The sequence below is a fragment of the Paraburkholderia sp. 22099 genome, assembly GCF_052045835.1.
In the GTDB taxonomy this organism is placed as follows: domain Bacteria; phylum Pseudomonadota; class Gammaproteobacteria; order Burkholderiales; family Burkholderiaceae; genus Paraburkholderia; species Paraburkholderia terricola.
This window is the reverse complement of the sequence record NZ_JBQEPU010000022.1, coordinates 29,835-52,302: the sequence shown is the minus strand read 5'-3', so window position 1 is coordinate 52,302 and position 22,468 is coordinate 29,835. Positions and strand designations below refer to the sequence as shown.

Annotated in this window: 20 protein-coding genes and 1 tRNA gene; 18 read left to right on the top strand and 3 right to left on the bottom strand. The window is 62.6% G+C overall.

Translation table 11 applies throughout. The annotated features are described in order from the left end of the window. Positions 1-106 precede the first annotated feature (106 nt). From ACTJLC_RS20995 to ACTJLC_RS20985, 3 genes are all read left to right on the top strand, one after another. Positions 107-745, top strand: coding sequence for a phosphatidylserine decarboxylase (locus ACTJLC_RS20995; RefSeq protein WP_073429565.1), 639 nt, complete (start codon positions 107-109; stop codon positions 743-745). Positions 746-767: 22 nt separating this feature from the next. Beyond that, positions 768-1,634 carry a CDP-diacylglycerol--serine O-phosphatidyltransferase gene (pssA, locus tag ACTJLC_RS20990; RefSeq protein WP_073429566.1) on the top strand — a complete coding sequence of 289 codons (867 nt, stop codon included), beginning with the start codon at positions 768-770 and terminating at the stop codon, positions 1,632-1,634. Between the two features lie 414 nt (positions 1,635-2,048). Continuing rightward, positions 2,049-3,596 carry a 2-isopropylmalate synthase gene (locus ACTJLC_RS20985; RefSeq protein ID WP_083085180.1) on the top strand — a complete coding sequence of 516 codons (1,548 nt, stop codon included), beginning with the start codon at positions 2,049-2,051 and terminating at the stop codon, positions 3,594-3,596. Positions 3,597-3,703: 107 nt separating this feature from the next. Here the strand turns inward: ACTJLC_RS20985 and ACTJLC_RS20980 are convergent, their stop codons facing one another. From ACTJLC_RS20980 to ACTJLC_RS20970, 3 genes are all read right to left on the bottom strand, one after another. Continuing rightward, complete coding sequence (locus tag ACTJLC_RS20980) at positions 3,704-5,287, bottom strand: SulP family inorganic anion transporter (RefSeq protein WP_073429568.1); 1,584 nt, start codon at positions 5,285-5,287, stop codon at positions 3,704-3,706. An 87-nt stretch (positions 5,288-5,374) separates the two neighbouring features. Further along, complete coding sequence (locus tag ACTJLC_RS20975) at positions 5,375-6,010, bottom strand: carbonic anhydrase (RefSeq protein WP_073429569.1); 636 nt, start codon at positions 6,008-6,010, stop codon at positions 5,375-5,377. A gap of 240 nt (positions 6,011-6,250) precedes the next feature. Beyond that, complete coding sequence (locus tag ACTJLC_RS20970; protein WP_073429570.1) at positions 6,251-6,802, bottom strand: hypothetical protein; 552 nt, start codon at positions 6,800-6,802, stop codon at positions 6,251-6,253. A gap of 191 nt (positions 6,803-6,993) precedes the next feature. Between ACTJLC_RS20970 and ACTJLC_RS20965 the strand changes: the two genes are divergently transcribed. The 15 genes from ACTJLC_RS20965 (at position 6,994) to nuoH (ending at position 22,461) form a co-directional block, all read left to right on the top strand. After that, positions 6,994-8,310, top strand: coding sequence for a branched-chain amino acid ABC transporter substrate-binding protein (locus ACTJLC_RS20965; protein WP_073429595.1), 1,317 nt, complete (start codon positions 6,994-6,996; stop codon positions 8,308-8,310). 178 nt (positions 8,311-8,488) lie between these two features. Further along, entirely contained in the window at positions 8,489-8,761 is a 273-nt protein-coding gene (gene rpsO / locus ACTJLC_RS20960) for a 30S ribosomal protein S15 (protein WP_073429571.1), read from the top strand. A gap of 335 nt (positions 8,762-9,096) precedes the next feature. Continuing rightward, positions 9,097-11,244, top strand: a complete 2,148-nt coding sequence (gene pnp, locus ACTJLC_RS20955) for a polyribonucleotide nucleotidyltransferase (RefSeq protein WP_176035767.1) — start codon at positions 9,097-9,099, stop codon at positions 11,242-11,244. A 226-nt stretch (positions 11,245-11,470) separates the two neighbouring features. Further along, on the top strand, positions 11,471-12,487 hold the full coding sequence (locus tag ACTJLC_RS20950; protein WP_073429573.1) for an NAD(P)H-quinone oxidoreductase: 1,017 nt from the start codon (positions 11,471-11,473) through the stop codon (positions 12,485-12,487). Positions 12,488-12,618: 131 nt separating this feature from the next. Beyond that, on the top strand, positions 12,619-13,398 hold the full coding sequence (gene tpiA / locus ACTJLC_RS20945) for a triose-phosphate isomerase (protein WP_073429574.1): 780 nt from the start codon (positions 12,619-12,621) through the stop codon (positions 13,396-13,398). A gap of 81 nt (positions 13,399-13,479) precedes the next feature. Continuing rightward, the gene (gene secG / locus ACTJLC_RS20940; RefSeq protein ID WP_073429575.1) at positions 13,480-13,857 is read left to right on the top strand and encodes a preprotein translocase subunit SecG; all 378 of its coding nucleotides are present in this window, start codon (positions 13,480-13,482) and stop codon (positions 13,855-13,857) included. A 113-nt stretch (positions 13,858-13,970) separates the two neighbouring features. Continuing rightward, a tRNA-Leu gene (locus tag ACTJLC_RS20935) sits at positions 13,971-14,055 on the top strand. 161 nt (positions 14,056-14,216) lie between these two features. Next, positions 14,217-14,576: an NADH-quinone oxidoreductase subunit A gene (locus ACTJLC_RS20930; RefSeq protein ID WP_007175615.1), complete on the top strand. Its 360-nt coding sequence runs from the start codon at positions 14,217-14,219 to the stop codon at positions 14,574-14,576. A gap of 63 nt (positions 14,577-14,639) precedes the next feature. Then, the gene (locus ACTJLC_RS20925) at positions 14,640-15,119 is read left to right on the top strand and encodes a NuoB/complex I 20 kDa subunit family protein (protein ID WP_006052903.1); all 480 of its coding nucleotides are present in this window, start codon (positions 14,640-14,642) and stop codon (positions 15,117-15,119) included. A gap of 20 nt (positions 15,120-15,139) precedes the next feature. Further along, positions 15,140-15,742: an NADH-quinone oxidoreductase subunit C gene (locus ACTJLC_RS20920; protein WP_073429576.1), complete on the top strand. Its 603-nt coding sequence runs from the start codon at positions 15,140-15,142 to the stop codon at positions 15,740-15,742. A gap of 9 nt (positions 15,743-15,751) precedes the next feature. Beyond that, positions 15,752-17,005 (top strand): NADH-quinone oxidoreductase subunit D, encoded by a 1,254-nt coding sequence (locus tag ACTJLC_RS20915; protein ID WP_073429577.1) that lies wholly within the window; start codon positions 15,752-15,754, stop codon positions 17,003-17,005. 131 nt (positions 17,006-17,136) lie between these two features. Next, positions 17,137-17,622, top strand: a complete 486-nt coding sequence (gene nuoE, locus ACTJLC_RS20910; RefSeq protein ID WP_013587776.1) for an NADH-quinone oxidoreductase subunit NuoE — start codon at positions 17,137-17,139, stop codon at positions 17,620-17,622. Continuing rightward, complete coding sequence (gene nuoF / locus ACTJLC_RS20905) at positions 17,619-18,947, top strand: NADH-quinone oxidoreductase subunit NuoF (RefSeq protein ID WP_083085172.1); 1,329 nt, start codon at positions 17,619-17,621, stop codon at positions 18,945-18,947. The genes nuoE and nuoF overlap by 4 nt, the downstream gene beginning before the upstream one ends. 115 nt (positions 18,948-19,062) lie before the next feature. Then, positions 19,063-21,396: an NADH-quinone oxidoreductase subunit NuoG gene (gene nuoG / locus ACTJLC_RS20900; protein WP_073432444.1), complete on the top strand. Its 2,334-nt coding sequence runs from the start codon at positions 19,063-19,065 to the stop codon at positions 21,394-21,396. Further along, complete coding sequence (gene nuoH / locus ACTJLC_RS20895; protein WP_073432443.1) at positions 21,397-22,461, top strand: NADH-quinone oxidoreductase subunit NuoH; 1,065 nt, start codon at positions 21,397-21,399, stop codon at positions 22,459-22,461. It begins immediately after the preceding gene. Positions 22,462-22,468: the final 7 nt, after the last annotated feature.

Sequence of the window (22,468 nt, the reverse complement as noted above, 5' to 3'; positions counted from 1 at the left end):
GTTTGTAGATTTGAGCCGTATGCGGGGAAACTCGCACGTACGGTTCTTAGGGGGCTCCTCTTCCGTGAGGAAGGGGGGCTACCCTCCAAAAACACAGAAGCCATCCATGAATTACCCTCATCCGATCATCGCGCGAGAAGGCTGGCCGTTCATCGCCATCGCGGCCGTTGTCGCCTTACTGGTTCACGCGTTCGCGGGGTTCGGCATTGCGTGGCTCTTCTGGCTGATTCTGATCTTCGTCGTGCAGTTCTTCCGCGATCCGGCGCGTCCGATCCCCACCCAGGCGAATGCCGTGCTGTGCCCGGCGGACGGCCGCATCGTCGCGGTGGAAACCGCGCACGATCCCTATGCGAACCGCGAAGCGCTGAAGATCAGCGTGTTCATGAACGTTTTCAACGTTCACTCGCAACGCTCGCCGGTGGACGGCGCGATCTCCAAGGTCGAATATTTCCCCGGCGCGTATCTGAATGCCGCGGTAGATAAGGCGTCGGTCGAAAACGAGCGCAACGCGGTGGTGATCGAAATGGCCGGCGGCCAGACGGTTACATCGGTGCAGATCGCCGGGTTGATCGCGCGGCGCATTCTTTGCTACGTACGGGCGGGTGAGCCGCTCACGCGTGGTCAACGGTACGGGTTCATCCGTTTCGGCTCGCGTGTCGACGTGTATCTGCCGGTCGGCAGCCGCCCGCGAGTGTCGATCGGCGAGAAGGTTTCGGCGTCGTCCACGATTCTCGCTGAACTCTAAGCGGCACCCAGGAGGTTTCCGAATGGCCGCATTCAAACCGCGTCGCCCGCGCAGCAGTGGACCGCTGCCGCGCCCGTTTCGCCGCAACAAGCCGATCGTGGCGGAGTCGCCGGTGGTCGAAAGCCGGCGCGCGCAGCGTCAGCAGTTCCTGAGAAAGCGCGGCATTTATCTGCTGCCGAACGCGTTTACCACGGCGGCGCTTTTCTGCGGTTTCTTTGCCGTGGTGCAGGCAATGAACGTGCGCTTCGAAGTCGCGGCCATCGCGATCTTCGTGGCGATGGTGCTCGACGGCATGGACGGGCGCGTTGCCCGCATGACGCATACGCAAAGCGCCTTTGGCGAGCAGTTCGACAGCCTGTCGGACATGGTGTCGTTCGGTGTCGCGCCCGCGCTCGTGATGTACGAGTGGGTGCTGAAGGATCTGGGCCGCTGGGGCTGGCTCGCGGCGTTCGTTTATTGCGCGGGCGCGGCGCTGCGTCTCGCGCGCTTCAACACGAACATCGGCGTGGTCGACAAGCGTTTCTTCCAGGGCATGCCGAGCCCGGCGGCCGCCGCGCTGATCGCCGGTTTCGTGTGGCTCGCCACCGATAACCGCGTGCCGCTCAAGCTCGTGTGGCTGCCGTGGGTGGCGTTCGTGCTCACCATTTATGCCGGCGTGACGATGGTGTCGAACGCGCCGTTCTACAGCGGCAAGGCGCTCGACGTGCGGCATCGCGTGCCGTTCGGCGTGATCCTGCTGGTGGTGGTCGCGTTCGTGCTGGTGTCGTCCGACCCGCCGCTGATGCTGTTCGGCCTGTTCGTGCTGTACGGTCTGTCGGGCTATGTGTTTTGGGGCTATCAGGCGCTGCGCGGCAGAGGGAATCCCGCCCGCTCGGTAACGGGGGATTAGGTGAGGTCAGGTCGGCGCGCGCGGTCTTGCGCGTGTCGGCAAGCTGATCGGCAGATGAAACAACGGCGGCCTTCGAGCCGCCGTTTTCGTTGGTTCGAGCCTGCCTCCGAGTCCGCCTCCAGCGCCGTCTGGACGCGGGTATGACGCCAATTGCACGGTGGTTGGAATGCCGCTATAGTCGTTGGATGATGCGTTCACGCTCCCCGCTCGATCGAAACGCGAGTCCTGCAATGCCAACCGCACTGAACGGCGGCGACCCCCGGCGAGGCGCGCTAAAGCCGGCGCGTTTTTCACGCTGATCGTTTTTCGCCTTCCGTCCGCCTCGTCCGCGATACAAGCGTCGCCAGCGGTGGCGCAAACGCCAGATTCCACTCTTCCATTCCCACAATTGAACGACTCCCGAGGAGCCCAGAGATGTCCGACAAACTGATCATATTCGACACGACCTTGCGCGACGGCGAACAATCGCCCGGCGCGTCGATGACGAAGGAAGAAAAAATCCGGATCGCGAAGCAACTGGAACGGATGAAAGTGGACGTGATCGAAGCGGGCTTCGCGGCCAGTTCGAACGGCGACTTCGATTCGATCCACACGATCGCCGGCCTCATCAAGGACAGCACGATCTGTTCGCTCGCACGGGCGAACGACAAGGACATTCAGCGCGCCGCCGACGCGCTCAAGCCCGCCGATCGTTTCCGCATCCACACGTTCATCGCAACGTCGCCGCTGCACATGGAAAAGAAGCTGCGCATGACGCCGGACCAGGTGTTCGAACAGGCGAAGCTGGCGGTGCGTTTCGCCCGCAAGTTCACGGACGACGTCGAGTTCTCGCCGGAAGACGGCAGCCGCTCCGACATGGACTTCCTGTGCCGGGTGCTAGAAGCGGTGATCGCCGAAGGCGCAACCACCATCAACATCGCGGATACGGTCGGCTATGGCGTGCCGGAACTGTACGGCCAGCTCGTCAAGACGCTGCGCGAACGCATTCCGAACTCGCATAAGGCTGTGTTCTCGGTGCATTGCCATAACGACCTCGGCATGGCGGTGGCGAACTCGCTGGCCGGCGTGAAGATCGGCGGCGCGCGTCAGGTGGAATGCACGATCAACGGTCTCGGCGAGCGCGCGGGCAACACGTCGCTCGAGGAAATCGTGATGGCGGTGAAAACGCGCAAGGATTATTTCGGCCTCGAACTCGGTCTCGATACGACGCAGATCGTGCCGGCCTCGAAGCTGGTGTCGCAGATCACGGGTTTCGTCGTGCAGCCGAACAAGGCCGTGGTCGGAGCGAATGCGTTCGCGCATGCTTCGGGCATCCATCAGGACGGCGTGCTGAAGGCGCGCGACACGTACGAAATCATGCGTGCCGAAGACGTGGGCTGGAGCGCGAACAAGATCGTGCTCGGCAAGCTGTCGGGCCGCAATGCGTTCAAGCAGCGCTTGCAGGAACTGGGCATCGCGCTCGACAGCGAAGGCGAATTGAACACGGCGTTCGCGCGTTTCAAGGAACTGGCCGACCGCAAGTCGGAAATCTTCGACGAGGACATCATCGCGATCGTGACCGAAGAGTCCGCCGAAGCACAGGAAAAGGAGCACTACAAGTTCCTGTCGCTGTCGCAGCATTCGGAAACTGGTGAGCAGCCGCACGCGAAGATCGTCTTTTCGGTGGAAGGCAAGGAAGTCACCGGCGAGGCGCGCGGCAACGGTCCGGTGGACGCCACGCTCAATGCGATCGAAACGGAAGTGGGCAGCGGTTCCGAGTTGCTGCTGTACTCGGTGAACGCGATCACCACCGGCACGCAGGCGCAAGGCGAAGTGACCGTGCGCCTGTCGAAGAGCGGACGCATCGTCAACGGCGTGGGTACGGATCCGGATATCGTCGCGGCTTCCGCGAAGGCGTATATCTCGGCACTCAACAAACTGTATTCGAACGTGGATAAACTGAATCCGCAACGCTCGGAGTGATCTGAGGGCCGCGTGTGGATCGCGTGGTTTCCGATCCGTATTAGTCAAAGCCCCGCGCCGTCAAACAGGCGCGGGGCTTTTTCACTTGAAGGCGGACGTCGCGCGCGTTACTCCGTCGCTGCTCGCCGCATCGACCACCCGCGCGCCGCGCGTGCCTGCGTCCGCACCTGATGCCGCACTTCCACGGCGATTCCGCGCGGCGGCGCTTCTTCAGCGAACGTGTCGAGCAACTCGCGCACATCGTGATCGACGAAGTCAGCGCGCGTCGCGTCGACGATCAGGGTCGCGCCATCGGGAATCTGCTGCAGATAGTGCTTGAGCGGCACCTTGGCGAGAAACGACACGTCCTTGCGGAAGGTCAGCAAATAGTGATCGCCGTGCTGCGCGAGCACGATCGGGCTGCGCAGGTTCGCGTACAGCGCGAGCAGCACGCTGCACAGCACGCCGAGCACGATACCGATCAGCAGATCGGTCATGAGCACGCCGGCCAGCGTCACGATGAACGGCACGAACGGCGCAAAGCCTTGCTTCGCGATGGCGACGAACAGCGACGGCTTGGCGAGCTTCAGTCCCGTGAAGATCAGGATCGCCGCGAGGCAGGCCAGCGGAATCAGGTTGATGACGCTGGTGAGCGCAAACACGCTGACGAGCAGCAACACGCCGTGGATGATCGCCGAAAGCCGGCTTTGCGCACCCGCATACACGTTGGCCGAACTGCGCACGATCACCGCGGTGATCGGCAAGCCGCCGATTGCGCCGGCGATCAGATTGCCCACGCCTTGCGCCTTCAGTTCGCGATCCGGCGCGGCCGGCTGTCGCTCGGGATCGATCTGTTCGACGGCTTCGAGGCTCAACAGGGTTTCGAGACTCGCGACGATCGCCAACGTGATGGCGACACGCCAAACATCGGGATTGACGAGTTGCGCGAAATGCGGGCCGAAGTCCGCCCATTCGAGCGCGACCTGCAATGCGGCGAACGATTCCAGCGGCGGCAGCGCGACGCGATGTTCGGCGGGCGGCGCGAGCGACGGCGCCAGCAGGCCGAGCAGCAAGGTCGCGCCGATGCCGAGCAGCACCACCGCGAGCGGCGCGGGCACGAGGCGCACCACGGCGAAGCGGCGCATTGCACGCGTTTCCCAGCCGACCAGAATCGCCAGCGACAGCAACGTGATGAAGCACGCCGCGAGCGAGATCGTGCCGAACGGCGTCATCATCGTGCCGGGGGCCACCGCTGCCGCCGCTGGGGAGCCGGCAGCAGCGGAGGTGCCGAAGAGGCCGAGCGCAAGCGGAAACTGCTTGATGATCAGCAATATGCCGATCGCCGCGAGCATGCCCTTGATGACCGGCGACGGCACATACGCGGCAAACCGGCCGGCCTTGAGCATGCCGAAGCCGAACTGGATCATGCCGGAGAGCAGCACCGCGGCGAGGAAAGCGGGGAAGCTGCCGAGCTGCGCGATGCCGTCGACGACGATCACGACGAGGCCCGCAGCCGGTCCGCTCACGCTCAGGCGCGAGCCGCTCAGTACGGCGACCACCAGCCCGCCGACGATGCCCGATACGAGCCCGGCGAACGGCTCGACGCCCGACGCATTGGCGATGCCGAGGCACAGCGGCAGCGCCACGAAAAATACGACGATGCCCGCAAGCAGGTCGCGCTGAAACGTAGAGAAGAAAGCTCGAAGGTTCATGGTGTCCGTGCGGTAATGGGGTAGAGCCCGGCGCGCCCCTTGGATCGGGGGCGGCACCGGTGCGGAAAAGGCGGTGAACTCCGCGGATTACGCGGCGCTATGCGCGGCTGTCGTGCAGGTCATCGCATCGTCGGCTTCGTAGCCGGATGTGAGCACCTTGATGCGGCCGTCCTCCAGCGCGAAGATCCAGCCGTGCACGAGCGGCGCGGGGTCGGCTTGCTGCACGATCGGGCTCGCGCGCAACTGGCGTACCTGTTCGAGCACGTTCAGTTCCGCGAGGCGGTCGACACGCTCGCGCTCGCTGGGGTGCGCATCCAGTTCCTCGCGATGCGTCCTCGCGAGCGCGCACAGCGGCGCGATGCGCCGGTTCACATGCGGCAGGCTCGGCTCCGGCGGCAGCAGCGAGGCGCGCACGCCGCCGCATCCGTAGTGTCCGCAGACGATCACGTGGCCGACCTTGAGGACGCGCACGGCGTATTCGAGGACGCTTCCGGAGTTGTCGTCGTCGGGATCGAAGAGATTGGCGATGTTGCGGTGGACGAACAGGTCGCCCGGTTCGCAGTGGGTGATGGTTTCGGCGGGCACGCGGCTGTCCGAGCAGCCGATCCACAGCACGTGCGGATTCTGGCCTTGCACCAGATCACGGAAAAACTGAGGGTTGCGCGCGGCGGTTTCATGCGCCCATGCGACGTTGGCGACCAGCAGGCGTTTGGGACGGTTCATCGGTTAGCGGCTCCGTAAGTGGGGCGCATCGATTCGAGGGCGAGTCCGCGGTTGCGCCCGGGCAATGCCGGGACTGGACTGCCACCGATTCAATGCTTACGAAAGCCTTTCTATCAAAAAAATAATCCTCTGTGCGCGAAAAAAATTCGTTGCGATGCGCGGCGAATAAAAAAATGCCGCCTGGGGAGGCGGCATTCGCACAAAGATGCGCAGCGCGTCAAAGTGGCTTGAAACGCAGGTTCAAAAAAGATTGCGGCGATTAGGATCGTGCAACGGATCCGGCGTTTTCTGCGTGAGCCGCACGATGCCCTGGTCGTCGAAATAAAAGCTGTACATCATGTACCAGACATTGTCTTCCAGATAGCGGTAGGTCCAGACCTCGCGCTTCATGAGCGGGAAGTAGGCGGTTTCGACCGGGCGGCCGAAGTTCACCAGCACGTCGCTCTTGGTCCACTTGCCGATTTCCGCGCGATAGAACTCGTTGGGCTGCAGCACCTGGCGCACGCTGACGATCTTGCCCGTGGCGTCGATGTCGGCGGCGGTGGTGGTTTCGCCCATCGGCTGCGTGGGCCACATGAGCCGTTTGCCGCCGTTCGGCAAGTCGTAGCTCTCGCGCGGCGGACCGAGACGGGCGACGATGGTCGATGCGTCCGCTCCTTGCTGAAATTGCTGCCACGGCTGCGCGCAGCCCGCGAGCGCCAGCGCGCTCAGGCAGACGAGCGCCGCGCGGCGCACGCGTGCGGCGGCCGTCGCTCCGATCGAGTCCGCCGTGAAGTGGTGGCGGTTGAACATGGATTCCTCCGATGGCGTGTTAGTGGCGGTTTTTATCATCGAGACGCATTATTTTGACACGCGCCGCGGCGAAAGACCGGCACGTCATTCGCCGCCGGCGGGTAGGCACGATAACGGATTCGCCGGCTTGCTTATTCCATCTTGCCCGCCCTATGATCCGCGCTTCGACGTTTTCGAGCGGGGCAATCACGATGGCGAAGTGGCAACGGGCGGCAGCAACGCTGGCGGCGATGATGGTGGCTGCCGCGGCTTATGCAGCGGGCGAAACCGCGGTCAATCCGGCAGGCAAGCCGGTGGGCAACCCGGCGAGCAAGGCCACGGGGGCGCCGATCCAGTTGGCGCTGATCGAAGGCATGTCCGGCCCGTTCGCGAACGCGGGCGCCGCGGTGGAGCGCAACCTGCGATACGGCGTCGAACAGGTGAACGCGCGTGGCGGCGTGACGCTCGCCGACGGCGCGCATCCGTTCGAACTGGTGGTGTTCGACAGCAAGGGCAGCGCCGAAGAGGCGCTCACGCAACTGCGCGCGGCCGCCGACCGCCGCATCGGCTACGTCATGCAAGGCAACAGTTCGGCTGTCGCCGCCGCGCTGATCGGCGCGATCGACAAGCACAACAGCCGCGAGCCGGGCAACCGCGAACTGTTCCTCAATTATTCCGCCGACGACCCCGCGTTGACCAACGCCAATTGCAGTTTCTGGCACTTTCGCTTCGACGCGCATGCGGGCATGCGCATGGACGCGCTGGCCGACGTGATCCAGCGCGACAAGGCGGTGAAGAAGGTTTATCTGCTGAACCAGGATTACAGCTTCGGTCACGACGTGAGCAGCCTCGCGCGTTCGACGCTGGCGGTGAAGCGTCCGGACATCGCGGTGGTCGGCGACGAATTCCATCCGATCGGACGCGTGAAGGACTTCGCGCCGTACATCGCCAAGATCCGCGCGAGCGGGGCGGACGCGGTCGTCACGGGCAATTGGGGCAACGATCTCACGCTGCTCGTCAAGGCGGCGAGGGAGCAGGGGCTCGATACGAAGTTCTACACGTTCTACGGCAATAGTCTCGGCGCGCCCGCCGCGCTGGGCGACGCCGGGGTCGGGCACGTGATCGCGGTCGCCGACTGGCATCCGAACGCTGGCGGCGCGGCCTCGGACGCCTGGTACGCCGCGTTTCGAACCCGTTTCCCGGCGGCGCAGGACGATTACCCGGTGCTGCGCATGGCGTCGATGATCGAAACCCTGGCCGCCGCCATGAAGCGCGCCGGGAGTGCCGACCCGACGGCCGTCGCTCGCGCGCTCGAAGGGATCAGGTTCGACAACGGCTTCCATCCATCGTGGATGCGCGCGGACGACCATCAACTCATCCAGCCCCTTTACGTGATGGAAATGGACAAGGCCGGCAAGCCGGGGGTGCGTTTCGATAACGAAGGGTCCGGTTATGGCTTCCGCACGGTGCTCGCGTTGTCCTCCGAGCGCACCGTGCCGCCGACCGTTTGCAGGATGAAACGTCCGTGAAACCCCTCGTCGGCAACGGCGAAAAGTTCATGATCCGGCCCGGCACAGCGGGGTTCGCGGCCTGATGGGGCTGTGCTACAATACGCGTCCCGTTGTGATAGCGGCTTCAATGCACACGGGTAACCCACGGCACGGCCTTTCTTCCGTGACCGCCTGTCTAGTTCTCAAGGAAATCGATATGTCCGCAGTTGAAACAAGCAAGAAGTCCGAAGTCGTCGCGCAATTCGCACGCGCAGCTAACGACACCGGCTCCCCCGAAGTTCAGGTCGCGCTGCTCACGACCCGCATCAACGAACTGACCGTTCACTTCAAGGCACACGCGAAAGATCACCACAGCCGCCGCGGTCTGCTGCGCATGGTGAGCCGCCGTCGCAAGCTGCTCGACTACCTGAAAGGTAAGGACGCGGATCGTTACCGCGCACTGATCGAAAAGCTGGGTCTGCGTAAGTAATCGGCCGGTCGTTCAGCAAGATGCCTGTGTCAGTTCCACTGATGCAGGCATTTTGTTTTTGCACGGTGCGCTTCATGTGACGCGCGCCCTCCGTTTTCCGCGGCAGCGTGTTGATTCATGCGGCGGGGAGCGGAAAAAAGTAGTAAAAAAAGCAGCAAAAGAGAAACATGGCCGGGCTTCAGGGCGGAGCTTTGTGTCATTCCAGCGGTTCGCGCGCGTACTCGAAGTAGGGCGTGGTTCTCTGGAATGGCATAACACTACTCTTCCCATGCGGCGCCGGTCCTGGCGTTGCCGCGCCGCTTCTGGTCCGCGCGGCGTAACGATGAGGAAAAGCAATGACTATGTTCAATAAGATCGTCAAAGAGTTTAAGTGGGGACAACATAACGTTCGCCTCGAGACGGGCGAAATCGCTCGCCAGGCGAGCGGTGCGGTGATCGTCGATGTCGAGGACACCGTCGTGCTGGCCACCGTGGTCGGTGCCAAGACCGCCAAGCCGGGCCAGGACTTCTTCCCGCTGACCGTCGACTACCTCGAAAAGACCTACGCCGCCGGCAAGATCCCGGGCGGCTTCTTCCGCCGCGAAGGCCGTCCGTCGGAAGGCGAAACGCTGATTTCGCGCCTGATCGACCGCCCGCTGCGTCCGCTGTTCCCGGAAGGCTTCTACAACGAAGTCCAGGTCGTGATCCACGTCCTGTCGCTGAACCCCGAAATTCCCGCCGACATCCCCGCGCTGATCGGCGCGTCGGCGGCGCTCGCCGTCTCCGGTCTGCCGTTCAACGGCCCGGTCGGCGCGGCACGCGTGGCCTACATCAACAACGAATACGTGTTGAATCCGACGCGTCCGCAAATGAAGGAATCGGCGCTCGACCTGATCGTCGCCGGTACGGAACGCGCGGTGCTGATGGTGGAGTCGGAAGCGCAGCAGCTGACCGAAGAAGTGATGCTCGGCGCCGTGGTGTTCGGCCATGAGCAAATGCAGATCGCGATCGACGCGATTCATGACCTGGTCCGTGAAGGCGGCAAGCCGGAATGGGATTGGCAACCGGCGGCAAAGAACGAACCGCTGATCGCACGCGTGACGGAACTGGCGCAAGCCGATCTGCTCGCCGCTTATCAGATCCGCGACAAACAGGCCCGTTCGGCCAAGCTGAAGGAAATCTACGCGGCGACGTCGGCCCGGCTGGAAGAAGAAGCCTCGGCAAGCGGCATCGTGGTAGCCGACAAGGCGAGCGTCGGCAACGTGCTGTTCGACATCGAAGCGAAGATCGTCCGTACGCAGATCCTGAACGGCGAGCCGCGTATCGACGGCCGCGACACGCGCACGGTGCGCCCGATCGAAATCCGTACCGGCGTGCTGCCGCGTACGCACGGTTCGGCCCTGTTCACGCGCGGCGAAACGCAGGCACTGGTGGTCGCGACGCTCGGCACGAAGGGCGACGAGCAGAACATCGACGCGCTCGAAGGCGAGTACCGCGAACGCTTCATGCTTCACTACAACATGCCTCCGTTCGCGACCGGCGAAACGGGCCGCGTCGGTTCGCCGAAACGCCGCGAAATCGGTCACGGCCGTCTCGCCAAGCGCGCGCTGGCCGCGTGCCTGCCGAGCGCCGACGAATTCGGCTACTCGATTCGCGTGGTGTCGGAAATCACGGAATCGAACGGTTCCTCGTCGATGGCTTCGGTGTGCGGCGGCTGCCTCGCGCTGATGGACGCCGGCGTGCCGATGAAGGCGCACGTCGCGGGCATCGCGATGGGTCTGATCCTCGAAGGCAACAAGTTTGCCGTGCTGACCGACATCCTCGGCGACGAAGACCATCTCGGTGACATGGACTTCAAGGTGGCGGGTACCGAGCAAGGCGTCACCGCGCTGCAGATGGACATCAAGATCCAGGGCATCACCAAGGAAATCATGCAGGTCGCCCTCGCGCAAGCGAAGGAAGGCCGCATGCACATTCTCGGCAAGATGACCTCGGCTGTCTCGGGCGCGAACACGCAACTGTCGGAGTTCGCACCGCGCATGATCACCATCAAGATCAATCCGGAAAAAATCCGCGACGTGATCGGCAAGGGTGGTTCGGTGATCCGCGCGCTGACCGAGGAAACCGGCACGACGATCGACATTTCGGACGACGGCGTCGTCACCATCGCCAGCACGAGCAGCGAAGGCATGGCCGAAGCGAAGAAGCGTATCGAGAACATCACGCTGGAAGTCGAAGTGGGCCAGGTGTACGAAGGCACTGTGCTCAAGCTGCTCGATTTCGGCGCGATCGTGAACATCCTGCCGGGCAAGGACGGTCTGCTGCACATCTCCGAGATCGCCAACGAGCGTATCAAGGACATCAACGACTACCTGAAGGACGGCCAGCAAGTGAAGGTCAAGGTCATCCAGACGGACGAAAAGGGCCGCGTGCGTTTGTCGGCCAAGGCGTTGCTGAACGACCCCGCATCGGGTGCGCCGCAAGGCGAGCCGACACCGCAGTAATGCGGTAGCGGGACGACGGCCGGCGGCGCGAAATGCGCGCCGGCCGTTTTTCATGCAGGGTGCAGGGTGGATCGCGTTGCGCGCTGGTGCGAGCGTATGCGAAGGGGCATAAGCGGGTACTCTGTTTGCTCCGGTCGGTTCGTCGCAGGTCGGACGATTGGTCGGTAGCGCGGGCAGTTGGCACGCAGCGGGTGTGCAACGCAATCCAATCTTGGAGTTGACGCAGATGAAAGCGATCGAAATCACCGAATTCGGTGCGCCGGAAGTCCTGAAGCTGGCAGAGCGGCCGACGCCGCAGCTCAAGGCGGGCGAGGTGCTGATCAAGGTGGCGGCTTCGGGCATCAACCGGCCGGACGTGTTTCAGCGCAAGGGCGGTTATGCGCCGCCGCCGGGCGCCTCGGATCTGCCGGGGCTGGAGGTGGCGGGCGAGATCGTCGGCGGCGTGATCGATGAGAAGAACAACCCGTTCGGTCTGAAAATCGGCGATCGCGTGTGTGCGTTGCTCGCGGGCGGCGGCTATGCGGAATATGCCGCGGCTCCGTTGCCCCAGTGTCTGCCGGTGCCCGCGGGCTTGTCGGATGTCGAGGCGGCGTCGCTGCCGGAGACGTTTTTCACCGTGTGGAGCAATGTTTTCGATCGCGCCCAGCTCGGCAACGGCGAGGGCGGCGCGAACGAAACGCTGCTGGTGCAGGGCGGCTCGAGCGGCATCGGCGTGACGGCGATCCAGATCGCGCATGCGCTCGGTTTTCGCGTGTTCGCCACCGCCGGCTCGGACGAGAAGTGCCGCGCGTGTGAAGCGCTCGGCGCCGAGCGCGCGATCAACTACAAGATCGAGGATTTCGTCGAGGTCATCAAGTCGCTCACGAACGACCGCGGCGTCGACGTGATTCTCGACATGGTGGCGGGCAGTTACGTGTCGCGCGAGCTGACGGCATTGGCCGACGGCGGGCGCATCGTGCTGATCGCATTGCTGGGCGGCGCGAAGGCGGAGTTGAATCTGAACGAGGTGCTGCGCCGCCGTTTGACGGTGACCGGGTCGACACTACGTCCGCGGCCGATCGAATTCAAGGCGCGGATCGCCGCGCAACTCAAGGAGCGCGTGTGGCCGCACCTCGAGGAAGGACGCATCAAGCCCGTGGTGCATCGGGTGTTTCCGGCGGCCCAGGCGGCCGAGGCGCATGCGTTGATGGAGAGCAGCACGCACGTCGGCAAGATCATGCTGACGTGGGGTCAGGACGCTTGACGCGGTCGGTTTGACCCGATCCACCCCACGCAGTAAAATTGCGCGTTTTGCGCACGCCGCATGAAACCGGAAGGCGGACTGTAAGCGCAATATGACGCAAGCAAAGTTCGCCGCCAAGCCAGGACGAGACGATGTCGAAACAACGAGCCAAGCTGGTAGTCGGTAACTGGAAGATGCACGGGCGCCTTGCCGACAACGCAACGCTGTTGCAGGCGGTGGCTCAGGGCGCCGGCGAATTGACGGCTGGCGTGCGTGTTGGCGTTTGCGTGCCGTGTCCGTATCTTTCGCAGACTCAATCGTTGCTGGAAGGCAGCCGGGTCGTGTGGGGCGTGCAGGACGTTTCCGCGTTCACGCACGGCGCCTATACCGGCGAAGTCGCCGCGACAATGGTGACGGATTTCGGCGCGACGCTCGCGATCGTCGGGCACTCGGAGCGCCGTGCCTATCATCAGGAAAGCGCCGAACTCGTTGCGGTGAAAACGCAGCGCGCGCTGGAAGCAGGCTTGACGCCGATCGTCTGCGTCGGTGAAACGCTGGAACAGCGCGAAGCCGGTGCGACCGAGCAGGTGGTCGGCGAGCAGTTGGATCAAGTGCTGGCGAAACTGTCGGAGCAGGAGGCGTCGCGTATTGTCGTCGCCTACGAGCCGGTCTGGGCGATCGGCACCGGCAAGAGCGCCACCTCGGAACAGGCGCAAGCGGTTCATGCGTTCCTGCGCTCGCGTCTCGCGGCCAAGGGCGCGGCGGTGGCGGACGTGCCGCTGTTGTACGGCGGCAGCGTGAAGCCGGAGAACGCGGAGGAATTGTTCCGTCAATCGGATATCGACGGCGGCCTGATCGGCGGCGCGTCGTTGAAAGACGAGGATTTCCTGGCGATCTGCAAGGCGGCGGCTGCAACCAGCACCGCTGATTAAGCAGGGCGCCTCGGCGAGGATGACCCATCCCGCGCGGCATACTTTGTGTGGCGCGGTTAAATAAAGACTCAGGTGAGTGTGATGCTGTATTTGAAAACATTGATTATCGTCGTTCAGCTGTTGTCGGCACTCGGGGTCATCGGCCTCGTCTTGCTGCAGCACGGCAAAGGCGCCGATATGGGCGCTGCTTTTGGTAGCGGCGCGTCAGGCAGCCTGTTCGGCGCGACCGGTTCGGCGAACTTTTTATCGCGTACAACCGCGGTGCTCGCAGCGGTGTTTTTTGTCACCACATTGACGCTCACCTACCTCGGTGCGTATCGCGCGAAACCTTCCGCAGGCGTGCTGGGTGCGGCTGTGACCGCGCCGATCGCGGCGTCCGCCGCGTCGGCTCCGGCAGTTGGTTCGGCTACATTGCCGGCCTCGGCTGCGTCCGCTCCGGCCACGGAAGTGCCGAAATAATTTTTTCGTTCGAAGTGCTTTTGTGCGTTGAACAAACTGTTTAGACACGTTACAATTCAAGTCTTGAAGCGATTCGCGGGTTTTATAAGTTGTTTTCCCGGATTGCAGTTAGTGCCGACGTGGTGAAATTGGTAGACACGCTATCTTGAGGGGGTAGTGGCGAAAGCTGTGCGAGTTCGAGTCTCGCCGTCGGCACCAAATATTATCTAAATGCCAGCCACTTGCTTCGCTTCGGCTGGCATTTTCACTTCTGGCGCGCAGCTTGTATTGGGCTTACGGTGTGCGCGTTTGAGAAGTGATTTCGCGTCAGGAGTGCTATGCTCCTGACGGCATTCAGAACCAACCGATTGAGGATAGTCTTGAACCTCGCAGCCTATTTCCCCGTCTTGTTGTTCCTCATTGTGGGCACCGGTTTAGGCGTAGCACTGGTCAGTATCGGCAAGATCCTCGGTCCCAACAAGCCCGATACCGAGAAGAACGCACCGTACGAGTGCGGCTTCGAGGCATTCGAAGATGCGCGCATGAAGTTCGACGTGCGCTATTACCTCGTCGCCATTCTCTTCATCATTTTCGATCTTGAAACCGCGTTTCTGTTCCCGTGGGGCGTGGCCCTGCGCGACATCGGCTGGCCGGGCTTCATGGCGATGATGATTTTCCTGCTCGAATTCCTGCTGGGCTTCGCCTATATCTGGAAGAAGGGCGGCCTCGACTGGGAATGATGGATTAATCGCCGGTTTGCGTGGGTGGCCAAGGCTTGCCGCCCCGTCTGGAGTGGAAAGCAAATGAGTATCGAAGGGGTCTTGAAGGAAGGGTTTGTCACCACCACGGCAGACAAACTGATCAACTGGACGCGCACCGGCTCCTTGTGGCCAATGACGTTCGGTCTCGCATGCTGCGCGGTCGAAATGATGCATGCGGGCGCCGCCCGTTATGACCTGGACCGTTTCGGCGTGGTGTTTCGTCCGAGTCCGCGTCAGTCGGACGTAATGATCGTCGCGGGCACGTTGTGCAACAAGATGGCGCCGGCCCTGCGCAAGGTCTATGACCAGATGGCCGAGCCACGCTGGGTGATTTCGATGGGCTCGTGCGCGAACGGTGGCGGCTATTACCACTACTCGTATTCGGTAGTGCGCGGCTGCGACCGGATCGTGCCGGTCGACGTCTATGTGCCGGGTTGCCCGCCAACGGCGGAAGCGCTGGTGTACGGCGTGATCCAGTTGCAAGCCAAGATTCGCCGCACCAATACAATCGCCCGTCAATAAGGCCAACGCCTCCCCACAATATGGCAAGCAAACTCGAGACTCTGAAAGCGAACCTCGAGGCGGCCTTTGGCGGCCTCCTGTTGAGCACCACCGAGGCAATCGGTGAGTTGACGATCGTCGTAAAGGCGAGCGATTACCTCAATGTGGCAACGCGTCTGCGCGACGACCGCTCGCTCGGCTTCGAGCAATTGATCGATCTGTGCGGCGTCGACTATCAGACCTACGCCGATGGCGCTTACGACGGTCCGCGTTTCGCGGCCGTTCTGCATTTGTTGTCGGTGCAGAACAACTGGCGTCTGCGTTTGCGCGTGTTCGCGCCGGACGACGAAGTGCCGATCATCCCTTCGGTCGTCGAAATCTGGAATTCGGCCAACTGGTACGAGCGTGAAGCGTTCGACCTGTACGGCATCGTCTTCGAGGGCCATCCGGACCTGCGCCGCATCCTGACCGATTACGGTTTCATCGGTCACCCGTTCCGTAAGGATTTCCCTGTCTCCGGCTACGTCGAAATGCGTTACGACCCGGAAGAGAAGCGCGTCGTCTATCAGCCTGTGACGATCGAGCCGCGGGAAATCACGCCGCGCGTGATCCGTGAGGATCGCTATGGCGGTCTGAAACATTAAGAGAACGCCATGGCAGAGATCAAGAATTACACGCTCAACTTCGGTCCGCAGCATCCGGCAGCGCACGGTGTGCTGCGTCTCGTGCTCGAGCTCGACGGCGAAGTCATCCAGCGCGCCGATCCGCACATCGGCCTGCTGCATCGCGCGACCGAAAAGCTCGCCGAAACCAAAACGTTCATCCAGTCAGTGCCGTACATGGACCGTCTCGACTATGTGTCGATGATGGTCAACGAGCACGGCTACGTGATGGCGATCGAAAAGCTGCTCGGCGTCGAAGTGCCGGTGCGCGCGCAATACATCCGCGTGATGTTCGACGAGGTCACGCGCGTGCTGAACCACCTGATGTGGATCGGCGCGCACGCGCTCGACGTCGGCGCGATGGCGGTGTTTCTCTATGCGTTCCGCGAACGCGAAGACCTGATGGACGTGTACGAAGCCGTGTCCGGCGCGCGCATGCACGCGGCGTATTACCGTCCGGGCGGCGTGTATCGCGACCTGCCTGACGCAATGCCGCAATACAAGGCGTCGAAGATTCGCAATGCAAAAGCATTGTCGAAGATGAACGAAAACCGCCAAGGCTCGCTGCTCGATTTTATCGACGATTTCTTCACGCGTTTCCCGCATTGCGTCGACGAGTACGAAACGCTGCTCACCGACAACCGGATCTGGAAGCAGCGCCTCGTCGGTATCGGCGTGGTCAGCCCGGAGCGCGCGCTGCAACTCGGCATGACCGGCGCGATGCTGCGCGGCTCGGGCATCGAGTGGGATTTGCGCAAGAAGCAGCCGTACGAAGTTTATGACAAGCTCGATTTCGACATTCCGGTCGGCGTGAATGGCGATTGTTATGACCGGTATCTGGTTCGCGTCGAAGAAATGCGCCAGTCCACGCGGATCGTGAAACAGTGCATTGAGTGGCTGCGTAAGAATCCGGGCCCGGTGATGATCGACAATCACAAGGTTGCGCCGCCGTCGCGCGTCGGCATGAAGTCGAACATGGAAGAGTTGATTCACCACTTCAAGCTCTTCACGGAAGGCTTCCACGTACCGGAAGGCGAAGCGTACGCCGCCGTCGAGCATCCGAAAGGCGAGTTCGGCATCTATCTGATCTCGGATGGTGCAAACAAGCCGTACCGCCTGAAAATCCGCGCGCCGGGTTACGCGCATCTGTCCGCGCTCGATGAAATGGCGCGCGGTCACATGATCGCCGACGCCGTGACGATCATCGGCACGCAGGACATCGTGTTCGGCGAAGTGGATCGCTAGGACGTATTCATCGGTGCGCGTCTTCCGGTTGCAGCGAAGCGCGCGTCAAGCAAAGGAACGCCGGGTCTGTCGCAGCATGACGTAAGCGACAGGTTTTCGTTCGGTAGGAATTGAAAGAGTCGTGTCTGAAAATGATCTCAGCTGAAGGCCTGAAAGAAATCGATCGTGCGATCGCGAAGTACCCCGCCGATCAGAAACAGTCCGCCGTGATGTCGGCGTTGGCCACTGCTCAGGAAGAGCATGGCTGGCTGTCGCCCGAACTCATGCAGTTCGTCGCGGACTATCTCGGCATGCCGGCAGTCGCCGTGCAGGAGGTCGCTACCTTCTACACGATGTACGAGACCTCGCCGGTCGGCAAATACAAGATCACGCTCTGTACGAACCTGCCGTGCCAGCTCGGCCCGGATGGCGGCTCCGACAGCGCCGCTGAATATCTGAAGCAGAAGCTCGGCATCGACTTCGGCGAAACCACGGCAGACGGCAAATTCACCTTGAAAGAAGGTGAGTGCATGGGGTCGTGCGGCGACGCGCCGGTGATGCTGGTGAACAACCATCGCATGTGCAGCTTCATGAGCCGCGAGAAGATCGACCAGCTGCTCGAGGAACTTTCGAAATGACGTCTTTACACGATCGTCACATCAAACCGCTGATTCTCGCCGGCCTGAACGGCGACAACTGGCATCTCGAAGACTATGTGGCGCGCGGCGGTTACGCCCAGCTGCGCCGCATTCTGGAAGAAAAGATCCCGCCCGAGCAGGTGATCGCCGACGTCAAGGCGTCGGGTCTGCGCGGCCGTGGCGGTGCGGGCTTTCCGACCGGCTTGAAGTGGAGCTTCATGCCGCGCCAGTTTCCCGGCCAGAAGTATCTCGTCTGCAACTCGGACGAAGGCGAACCGGGCACCTTCAAGGACCGCGACATCCTGCGTTTCAATCCGCACTCGCTGATCGAAGGCATGGCGATCGGCGCGTACGCGATGGGCATCACGGTCGGCTATAACTATATTCACGGCGAAATCTGGGAAGTCTACAAACGCTTTGAAGAAGCGTTAGAAGAAGCGCGCCGCGCCGGGTTCCTCGGCGAGAACATCATGGGTTCGGGCTTCTCGTTCGAACTGCATGCGCACCACGGTTACGGCGCCTACATCTGCGGCGAGGAAACCGCGCTGCTCGAATCGCTGGAAGGCAAGAAAGGCCAGCCGCGTTTCAAGCCGCCGTTCCCGGCGAGCTTCGGCGTGTACGGCAAGCCCACCACGATCAACAACACCGAGACGTTCGCGGCGGTGCCGTTCCTGCTCGCAATCGGCCCGCAGAATTACCTCGAGATCGGCAAGCCGAACAACGGCGGCACGAAGATTTTCTCGGTGGCAGGCGACGTCGAGCGTCCGGGCAACTATGAGATTCCGCTCGGCACGCCGTTCTCCACGCTGATGGAACTCGCCGGCGGCATGCGCGGCGGCAAGAAGATCAAGGCCGTGATTCCTGGCGGTTCGTCGGCACCGGTAATTCCGGGCGACATCATGATGCAGACCGACATGGACTACGACTCGATCGCCAAGGCCGGTTCGATGCTGGGTTCGGGCGCGGTCATCGTGATGGACGAGACGCGCTGCATGGTGCGCTCGCTGCTGCGTCTGTCGTACTTCTATTACGAAGAGTCGTGCGGTCAGTGCACGCCGTGCCGCGAAGGCACCGGCTGGCTGTACCGCGTCGTGCATCGTATCGAGCACGGGCTCGGCCGTCCGGAAGATCTGGATCTGCTGAACTCGGTCGCTGAAAACATCATGGGCCGCACGATTTGCGCGCTCGGCGATGCGGCGGCCATGCCGGTGCGCGGCATGCTCAAGCACTACTGGGACGAATTCGAATATCACGTCGCTCACAAGCATTGTCTCGTCGGCAGTCATGCCGGCGCGGCATCGGCGTCGGAAACAGTGGCTGCCTGAGTACGCTGAACAACAGGTACGCATCAGAGCACGTCATCCGCGGAATTCATCGCCTGACACGGCGATGAACAGGGCGAACGATTGAGCGGTAACAGGTTAAGGAAGATTGACCATCATGGTTGAACTTGAAATAGACGGCAAGAAAGTAGAGGTGCCTGAAGGCAGCATGGTGATCCAGGCTGCGCATAAGGTCGACACGTACATTCCTCACTTCTGCTATCACAAGAAGCTGTCGATTGCGGCCAACTGCCGGATGTGCCTGGTCGATGTCGAAAAAATGCCGAAGGCCGTGCCCGCATGCGCCACGCCGGTGTCGGCGGGCATGATCGTGCGCACCAAGTCCGAGAAGGCGGTGAAGGGCCAGCAAGCCGTGATGGAATTCCTGCTGATCAATCACCCGCTGGATTGCCCGATCTGCGATCAGGGCGGCGAGTGTCAGTTGCAGGATCTGGCGGTGGGCTACGGCAAGTCGTCGTCGCGTTATAGCGAAGAAAAGCGTGTCGTGTTCCACAAGAACGTCGGCCCGCTGATCTCGATGGAAGAAATGACGCGTTGCATTCACTGCACGCGGTGCGTGCGTTTCGGTCAGGAAGTGGCCGGCGTGATGGAACTCGGCATGCTGGGCCGCGGCGAGCACGCGGAAATCACGTCGTTCGTCGGCAAGACGGTCGACTCCGAACTGTCGGGCAACATGATCGATCTGTGCCCGGTCGGCGCGCTGACCAGCAAGCCGTTCCGCTACAGCGCCCGCACGTGGGAACTGTCGCGCCGCAAGTCGGTGAGCCCGCACGATTCCGTCGGCGCGAACCTCGTGGTGCAAGTGAAGAACAACCGCGTGATGCGTGTTCTGCCGTTCGAAAACGAAGCCATCAACGAATGCTGGATTTCGGACAAGGACCGCTTCTCGTATGAAGGCCTGAACAGCCCGGAACGTCTCACGCAGCCTATGCTCAAGCAGGGCGGCAAGTGGGTCGAGACCGACTGGCAAACCGCGCTCGAATACGTGGTCAAGGGGCTGAAGGGCATCAAGGGCGACCACGGCGCGGATGCGCTGGCCGCGCTCGGCAGCGCCCACAGCACCGTCGAGGAACTGTTCCTTCTGAAGCAATTGGCGCAAGCGGTCGGCACGCCCAACGTCGACTTCCGTCTGCGTCAGTCTGATTTCTCCGCGCCGCTCAACGGTACGCCGTGGCTTGGCACCGCAATCGCCGATCTGTCCAACGTCGACGCGGCGCTGGTAATCGGCTCCGATCTGCGTCGCGATCACCCGCTGTTTGCAGCGCGTCTGCGTCAGGCCGCGAAGGGCGGCGCGAAGCTCACGCTCGTGCAAGCTACTCGCGACGACGCACTGATTCCGCAAGCGCAACGCGTGGTCGCAGCGCCGTCGGCATGGCTCGACGCACTGGCCGGTATCGCCGGCGCGGTCTCCGAGGCCAACGGCGCGACCCTGCCGGAAGCCCTCGCCGGCACGCAGCCGACGGACGCCGACAAGCAGGTCGCGAAGTCGCTCGCCTCTGGCGAACGCCGTCTGGTGCTGCTCGGCAACGGCGCGGTCCGTCATCCGGATTTCGCGGCGATTCACGCGGCGGCCCAATGGATCGCGGACGCAACCGGCGCGACGCTGGGCTTTCTCACGGAAGCCGCGAACACGGTCGGCGCGCATCTCGTGAACGCGCTGCCGGGCGAGGGCGGTTTGAACGCTCGTGAAGCGTTCGAGCAACCGCGCAAGGGTTACGTGCTGCTGAACGTCGAGCCGGAATTCGATACGGCCAATCCGGCGCAGGCATTGGCCGCGCTGAAGCAGGCGGAAATGGTCGTCGTGATGTCGCCGTTCCAGACGGGCGCCGAATACGCCGACGTGCTGCTGCCGATCGCTCCGTTCACGGAAACGGCCGGTACGTTCGTCAACGCGGAAGGCACGGTGCAGACGTTCAACGGTGTCGTGCGGCCGCTGGGCGACACGCGTCCCGCATGGAAGGTGCTGCGCGTGCTGGGCAGCCTGCTCGGCGCGTCGGGTTTCGAATTCGATACCGCGGAAGAAGTACGCGCCGCAGCCCTCGGCGACGGCGAATTGAAGTCGCGTCTGTCGAACAAGACGGGTGTTGCGGTTGCACGCGGCAAGTCGGCGAAGGCAGGGGAAGGCAAGTTCGAGCGCATCGCCGACGTGCCGATCTACCACGCCGACGCGCTGGTGCGTCGCGCCGAATCGCTGCATCTGACGGCGGCCGCGCGCACGGCGAACTCGGTCGGTCTGCCGGCCGCGCTATTCGACAAGCTGGGTTTGAAGGAAGGCGACGCAGTGCGCGTGCGCCAGGGTGAGCAATCGGTGCAGTTGCCGGCCGTGCGCGACGCGAATCTTGCGGAGACGGTCGTCCGCGTATCGGCGGCTACGCCTGCCGGTGCGGCGCTGGGCAGCCTGTTCGGTGAACTGGTGGTGGAGAAGGCGTAAATGAGCTTGTTCGATACGATCAACTCGGGCGGCACCCAGCTTCTCGGTGTGGCATGGCCCACGGTGTGGGCACTGGTGCGCATCCTGGTGGTGGCGGTTGTGATCCTGCTGTGCGTGGCTTACCTGATTCTGTGGGAGCGTAAACTGATCGGCTGGATGCACGTGCGTCTCGGCCCGAACCGCGTCGGCCCCGCAGGTTTGCTGCAGCCGATCGCCGACGTGCTGAAGCTGCTGCTGAAAGAAGTCATTCAGCCGGCGCAGGCGAGCCGCTGGATCTACCTGATCGCGCCGATCATGGTGGTGGTGCCGGCGTTCGCGGTGTGGGCGGTGATTCCGTTCCAGGCGGGCGCGGTGCTCGGCGACATCAACGCGGGTCTGTTGTACGCGATGGCGATTTCGTCGATCGGCGTGTACGGCGTGATCCTGGCCGGCTGGGCGTCGAACTCGAAGTACGCGTTCCTCGGCGCCATGCGCGCCGCCGCCCAGATGGTCTCGTACGAAATCTCGATGGGCTTCGCGCTCGTCGTCGTGCTGATGACGGCCGGCACGCTGAACCTGTCGGGCATCGTCAATTCGCAGGAGCACGGCTTCTTCGCTTCGCACGGCTTGAACTTCCTGTCGTGGAACTGGCTGCCGCTGCTGCCGATGTTCGTCGTGTATTTCATCTCGGGCATCGCCGAAACGAACCGTCACCCGTTCGACGTGGTGGAAGGTGAGTCGGAAATCGTCGCGGGCCACATGATCGATTACTCGGGCATGGCGTTCGCGCTGTTCTTCCTCGCCGAGTACATCAACATGATCGTGATCTCGGCATTGGCTGCAACACTGTTCCTCGGCGGCTGGAGCGCACCGTTCGGTTTCCTGTCGTTTATCCCGGGCATCGTTTGGCTCGTCGCCAAGGTTTTCTTCCTGTTGTCGGTGTTCATCTGGGCGCGCGCCACGTTTCCGCGCTATCGCTATGACCAGATCATGCGTCTGGGCTGGAAGATTTTCATTCCGGTCTGCGTGGTGTGGCTGGTGGTGGTCGGCTTCTGGATCATGTCGCCGTTGAACATCTGGAAATAAAGGGCGG

Excerpts from the sequence above, each read along its gene's own strand:
- ACTJLC_RS20995 (WP_073429565.1), top strand. The coding sequence starts at position 107 with ATGAATTACCCTCATCCGATCATCGCGCGAGAAGGCTGGCCGTTCATC.
- pssA (WP_073429566.1), top strand. The coding sequence starts at position 768 with ATGGCCGCATTCAAACCGCGTCGCCCGCGCAGCAGTGGACCGCTGCCG.
- ACTJLC_RS20985 (WP_083085180.1), top strand. The coding sequence starts at position 2,049 with ATGTCCGACAAACTGATCATATTCGACACGACCTTGCGCGACGGCGAA.
- ACTJLC_RS20980 (WP_073429568.1), bottom strand. The coding sequence starts at position 5,287 with ATGAACCTTCGAGCTTTCTTCTCTACGTTTCAGCGCGACCTGCTTGCG.
- ACTJLC_RS20975 (WP_073429569.1), bottom strand. The coding sequence starts at position 6,010 with ATGAACCGTCCCAAACGCCTGCTGGTCGCCAACGTCGCATGGGCGCAT.
- ACTJLC_RS20970 (WP_073429570.1), bottom strand. The coding sequence starts at position 6,802 with ATGTTCAACCGCCACCACTTCACGGCGGACTCGATCGGAGCGACGGCC.
- ACTJLC_RS20965 (WP_073429595.1), top strand. The coding sequence starts at position 6,994 with ATGGCGAAGTGGCAACGGGCGGCAGCAACGCTGGCGGCGATGATGGTG.
- rpsO (WP_073429571.1), top strand. The coding sequence starts at position 8,489 with ATGTCCGCAGTTGAAACAAGCAAGAAGTCCGAAGTCGTCGCGCAATTC.
- pnp (WP_176035767.1), top strand. The coding sequence starts at position 9,097 with ATGACTATGTTCAATAAGATCGTCAAAGAGTTTAAGTGGGGACAACAT.
- ACTJLC_RS20950 (WP_073429573.1), top strand. The coding sequence starts at position 11,471 with ATGAAAGCGATCGAAATCACCGAATTCGGTGCGCCGGAAGTCCTGAAG.
- tpiA (WP_073429574.1), top strand. The coding sequence starts at position 12,619 with ATGTCGAAACAACGAGCCAAGCTGGTAGTCGGTAACTGGAAGATGCAC.
- secG (WP_073429575.1), top strand. The coding sequence starts at position 13,480 with ATGCTGTATTTGAAAACATTGATTATCGTCGTTCAGCTGTTGTCGGCA.
- ACTJLC_RS20925 (WP_006052903.1), top strand. The coding sequence starts at position 14,640 with ATGAGTATCGAAGGGGTCTTGAAGGAAGGGTTTGTCACCACCACGGCA.
- ACTJLC_RS20920 (WP_073429576.1), top strand. The coding sequence starts at position 15,140 with ATGGCAAGCAAACTCGAGACTCTGAAAGCGAACCTCGAGGCGGCCTTT.
- ACTJLC_RS20915 (WP_073429577.1), top strand. The coding sequence starts at position 15,752 with ATGGCAGAGATCAAGAATTACACGCTCAACTTCGGTCCGCAGCATCCG.
- nuoE (WP_013587776.1), top strand. The coding sequence starts at position 17,137 with ATGATCTCAGCTGAAGGCCTGAAAGAAATCGATCGTGCGATCGCGAAG.
- nuoF (WP_083085172.1), top strand. The coding sequence starts at position 17,619 with ATGACGTCTTTACACGATCGTCACATCAAACCGCTGATTCTCGCCGGC.
- nuoG (WP_073432444.1), top strand. The coding sequence starts at position 19,063 with ATGGTTGAACTTGAAATAGACGGCAAGAAAGTAGAGGTGCCTGAAGGC.
- nuoH (WP_073432443.1), top strand. The coding sequence starts at position 21,397 with ATGAGCTTGTTCGATACGATCAACTCGGGCGGCACCCAGCTTCTCGGT.